At 54.5% G+C, this 5565-nt stretch carries 2 rRNA genes; both read right to left on the bottom strand.

Annotated elements, in window-relative coordinates:
- Nucleotides 1-152: 152 nt before the first annotated feature.
- Nucleotides 153-3317 (bottom strand): 23S ribosomal RNA (locus ABD059_RS02230).
- A 546-nt stretch (nt 3318-3863) separates the two neighbouring features.
- Nucleotides 3864-5390: ribosomal RNA gene (locus tag ABD059_RS02225) — 16S ribosomal RNA — on the bottom strand.
- The 16S and 23S rRNA genes sit together here, the layout of an rRNA operon.
- Nucleotides 5391-5565: the final 175 nt, after the last annotated feature.

The raw sequence follows: 5565 nt of genomic DNA, 5'->3' as shown, positions 1-5565 counted from the left end.
GTGGTTACAACTTGAACAGATTATACCTGTATTGTGTTGTGTTATTTTTTGGTTCCGTTGTTGGTTGGGAACCGCATAGTGGACGAAAGCAGCATATCTTTACACCATCCCTGGGTGTGAACGTCTTTTGATGCCGTTCACGGGTGGTGTGTGTGGTGTAAGTTATCGGCTTATTAGTACCGGTCAGCTTCACAAGTCGTTAGTCCTTGCTTCCACGTCCGGCCTATCAACCCAGTGGTCTGGCTGGGGGCCTCTCACACAAATGTGTATGGAAATCTCATCTCGAAGCAGGCTTCCCGCTTAGATGCTTTCAGCGGTTATCCCATCCGAACGTAGCTAATCAGCGGTGCACTTGGCAGTACAACTGACACACCAGAGGTTCGTCCGTCCCGGTCCTCTCGTACTAAGGACAGCCCTTCTCAAATTTCCTGCGCGCGCAGCGGATAGGGACCGAACTGTCTCACGACGTTCTAAACCCAGCTCGCGTACCGCTTTAATGGGCGAACAGCCCAACCCTTGGGACCTACTCCAGCCCCAGGATGCGACGAGCCGACATCGAGGTGCCAAACCATGCCGTCGATATGGACTCTTGGGCAAGATCAGCCTGTTATCCCCGAGGTACCTTTTATCCGTTGAGCGACGGCCATTCCACAATGTACCGCCGGATCACTAGTCCCGACTTTCGTCCCTGCTTGAGATGTCTCTCTCACAGTCAAGCTCCCTTGTGCACTTACACTCGACACCTGATTGCCAACCAGGCTGAGGGAACCTTTGGGCGCCTCCGTTACTTTTTAGGAGGCAACCGCCCCAGTTAAACTACCCATCAGGCACTGTCCCTGACCCGGATTACGGGCCGAAGTTAGATATCCAGTATGACCAGAGTGGTATTTCAACGATGACTCCCCCTGAACTAGCGTCCAGGGTTCACAGTCTCCCACCTATCCTACACAAGCCACACCGAACACCAATACCAAACTATAGTGAAGGTCTCGGGGTCTTTCCGTCCTGCTGCGCGTAACGAGCATCTTTACTCGTAGTGCAATTTCGCCGAGCTTATGGTTGAGACAGCGGGGAAGTCGTTACTCCATTCGTGCAGGTCGGAACTTACCCGACAAGGAATTTCGCTACCTTAGGATGGTTATAGTTACCACCGCCGTTTACTGGGGCTTAAATTCCCAGCTTCGCACCCCGAAGGGCACTAACCGGTCCTCTTAACCTTCCAGCACCGGGCAGGAGTCAGTCCGTATACATCGTCTTGCGACTTCGCACGGACCTGTGTTTTTAGTAAACAGTCGCTTCCCCCTGGTCTCTGCGGCCCCACAACGCTCACAACAGCAAGTGTCGGTCACGGGTGAGGCCCCCCTTCTCCCGAAGTTACGGGGGCATTTTGCCGAGTTCCTTAACCATAATTCTCTCGATCGCCTTAGTATTCTCTACCTGATCACCTGTGTCGGTTTGGGGTACGGGCGGCTAAAACCTCGCGCCGATGCTTTTCTAGGCAGCATAGGATCACCGGATCCCCGCATAACGGGGCCCATCGGGTCTCAGAGACGGTATCAAAACCAGGACCACGGATTTGCCTATGGTCCCTCCTACATCCTTAGACCGGGGCAACCATCGCCCGGCCCGGCTACCTTCCTGCGTCACACCTGTTAATACGCTTACCTCCCAGGATCAGGTCCCGCGCTCCACCAAAAACCGTGTCACCCCAAAGGGTGGACGGTCAGGTATTGGGCGGTTAGTATCCCCTGCTCAGTATGGGCGGTTTTTCGCCGGTACGGGAATATCAACCCGTTGTCCATCGACTACGCCTGTCGGCCTCGCCTTAGGTCCCGACTTACCCAGGGCAGATTAGCTTGACCCTGGAACCCTTGATCATTCGGCGGACGGGTTTCTCACCCGTCTTTCGCTACTCATGCCTGCATTCTCACTCGTGTAGGCTCCACCGCTGGTTTACACCGCGACTTCACCGCCCACACGACGCTCCCCTACCACTCCAGACGCCTGAACTCAGGAGAACAAGTCTCCGGCTTAGCTATCATCTGAAATCCACAACTTCGGCGGTGTACTTGAGCCCCGCTACATTGTCGGCGCGGAATCACTTGACCAGTGAGCTATTACGCACTCTTTCAAGGATGGCTGCTTCTAAGCCAACCTCCTGGTTGTCTTCGCAACTCCACATCCTTTCCCACTTAGCACACGCTTAGGGGCCTTAGTTGGTGGTCTGGGCTGTTTCCCTCTCGACTATGAAGCTTATCCCCCACAGTCTCACTGCTGCGCTCTCACTTACCGGCATTCGGAGTTTGGCTGACGTCAGTAACCTTGTAGGGCCCATTAGCCATCCAGTAGCTCTACCTCCGGTAAGAAACACACAACGCTGCACCTAAATGCATTTCGGGGAGAACCAGCTATCACGAAGTTTGATTGGCCTTTCACCCCTACCCACAGCTCATCCCCTCCATTTTCAACTGAAGTGGGTTCGGTCCTCCACGACGTCTTACCGTCGCTTCAACCTGGCCATGGGTAGATCACTTCGCTTCGGGTCTAGATCACGCCACTCACTCGCCCTATTCAGACTCGCTTTCGCTACGGCTTCCCCACACGGGTTAACCTCGCGACGTAACACTAACTCGCAGGCTCATTCTTCAAAAGGCACGCCATCACACCACCACCCCCAAAAGGATGGCAACGCTCTGACGGATTGTAGGCACACGGTTTCAGGTACTGTTTCACTCCCCTCCCGGGGTACTTTTCACCTTTCCCTCACGGTACTTGTCCGCTATCGGTCATCAAGGAGTATTTAGGCTTACCAGGTGGTCCTGGCAGATTCGCACGGGATTTCTCGGGCCCCGTACTACTTGGGATACTCTCCAAACGGCAGCACGCATTACGGTTACGGGACTTACACCCTCTCCGGCCGGCCTTTCAAGACCGTTCACCTATACGCCTGCACTCATTTCACTGATCCGGCAGAATCAGAACGGAAAGTCCCGCAACCCCAGTGATGCAACGCCCGCCGGCTATCACACACCACTGGTTTAGCCTCATCCGCGTTCGCTCGCCACTACTAACGGAATCACTATTGTTTTCTCTTCCTGTGGGTACTGAGATGTTTCACTTCCCCACGTTCCCTCCACGCACCCTATGTGTTCAGATGCGGGTCACCCGGTCCATCGCTGGCCAGGCGGGGTTTCCCCATTCGGAAATCCTGGGCTCACAGTCCGGTTATCGACTCCCCCAGGCTTATCGCAGATTCCCACGTCCTTCTTCGGCTCTTGATGCCAAGGCATCCACCGTGTGCCCTTAAAAACTTGACCACAAAAGATCAAAAAACATATCGAGAAAACCATGGAAACAAACATAAAGTCTGAAACCAAGATTTTTTGAAATTGCTTCTTATTTTTAAGATGCTCTCGTCCACTATGCAGTTCTCAACCAACAACCCCACACCACCAACAGACAACCCCCCAAAAGAGGATCCCGCTGCCATGGCAGGGAAAAACCAGAAACCCCAGTACCCCAACCAACCCACACCACCCACACACCCGCCCCACCCCCACCAAACAGCAAGGGAAAAGAACCAAACATGTGAACCGTGCACGAAAATCAGGGCCCTGTTATTTCAGGACCCAACAGTGTGCCATACGATAAACCCGATCACCACCAACCACCACCATTTCCACACCACCCCCGAAAGGATGACCGTACTCTGCTACCAGCCAGCGCCACCAGGCACCTATTCATTGATATTCCACCCTTGAGCAGCCCACCGCGGAACAAACGCCCGCGCAATAGGCCATACTCCTACGAACCCCCCACCAACCACACAGGGCCAACAGGAAACGGTTCGAGGTGCTCCTTAGAAAGGAGGTGATCCAGCCGCACCTTCCGGTACGGCTACCTTGTTACGACTTAGTCCCAATCGCCGGTCCCACCTTCGACAGCTCCCTCCCCACAAGGGGGTTAGGCCACCGGCTTCGGGTGTTACCAACTTTCGTGACTTGACGGGCGGTGTGTACAAGGCCCGGGAACGTATTCACCGCAGCGTTGCTGATCTGCGATTACTAGCGACTCCGACTTCATGAGGTCGAGTTGCAGACCTCAATCCGAACTGAGACCGGCTTTTTGGGATTAGCTCCACCTCACAGTATCGCAACCCTTTGTACCGGCCATTGTAGCATGCGTGAAGCCCAAGACATAAGGGGCATGATGATTTGACGTCGTCCCCACCTTCCTCCGAGTTGACCCCGGCAGTCTCCTATGAGTCCCCGCCATAACGCGCTGGCAACATAGAACGAGGGTTGCGCTCGTTGCGGGACTTAACCCAACATCTCACGACACGAGCTGACGACAACCATGCACCACCTGTAAACCGGCCGCAAGCGGCCAACACATCTCTGCGCTGTTCCAGTTCATGTCAAGCCTTGGTAAGGTTCTTCGCGTTGCATCGAATTAATCCGCATGCTCCGCCGCTTGTGCGGGCCCCCGTCAATTCCTTTGAGTTTTAGCCTTGCGGCCGTACTCCCCAGGCGGGGCACTTAATGCGTTAGCTACGGCGCGGAAAACGTGGAATGTCCCCCACACCTAGTGCCCAACGTTTACGGCATGGACTACCAGGGTATCTAATCCTGTTCGCTCCCCATGCTTTCGCTCCTCAGCGTCAGTTAATGCCCAGAGACCTGCCTTCGCCATCGGTGTTCCTCCTGATATCTGCGCATTTCACCGCTACACCAGGAATTCCAGTCTCCCCTACATCACTCTAGTCTGCCCGTACCCACCGCAGATCCGGAGTTAAGCCCCGGACTTTCACGGCAGACGCGACAAACCGCCTACGAGCTCTTTACGCCCAATAATTCCGGATAACGCTTGCGCCCTACGTATTACCGCGGCTGCTGGCACGTAGTTAGCCGGCGCTTCTTCTGCAGGTACCGTCACTTTCGCTTCTTCCCTACTGAAAGAGGTTTACAACCCGAAGGCCTTCATCCCCCACGCGGCGTCGCTGCATCAGGCTTGCGCCCATTGTGCAATATTCCCCACTGCTGCCTCCCGTAGGAGTCTGGGCCGTGTCTCAGTCCCAGTGTGGCCGTCCACCCTCTCAGGCCGGCTACCCGTCGTCGCCTTGGTAGGCCATTACCCCACCAACAAGCTGATAGGCCGCGAGTCCATCCAAAACCGCAATAAAGCTTTCCACCAACATGGCATGCGCCAGAAGGTCATATCCAGTATTAGACCCGGTTTCCCAGGCTTATCCCAGAGTCAAGGGCAGGTTACTCACGTGTTACTCACCCGTTCGCCACTAATCCCCCAGCAAGCTGGGATCATCGTTCGACTTGCATGTGTTAAGCACGCCGCCAGCGTTCATCCTGAGCCAGGATCAAACTCTCCGTAAATGCATTACAGACACGCACCCACCACCAGGAAAAACCAGTAAACAGGCACGCGCAAAATTCGAAACCAGCCAAAAACAACCACACAACACCACCGAAGTGACGTCATGCAGCCAAATTCAACCAATCAATAAAACAATCGGTATCAACAAACATGGCACACTATTGAGTTCTCAAA

It is taken from the genome of Arthrobacter flavus (assembly GCF_039526005.1).
Classification (GTDB): domain Bacteria; phylum Actinomycetota; class Actinomycetes; order Actinomycetales; family Micrococcaceae; genus Arthrobacter_D; species Arthrobacter_D flavus.
Note: the sequence above shows the minus strand (reverse complement) of the source record. Positions and strands in the feature narration are given on the sequence as shown.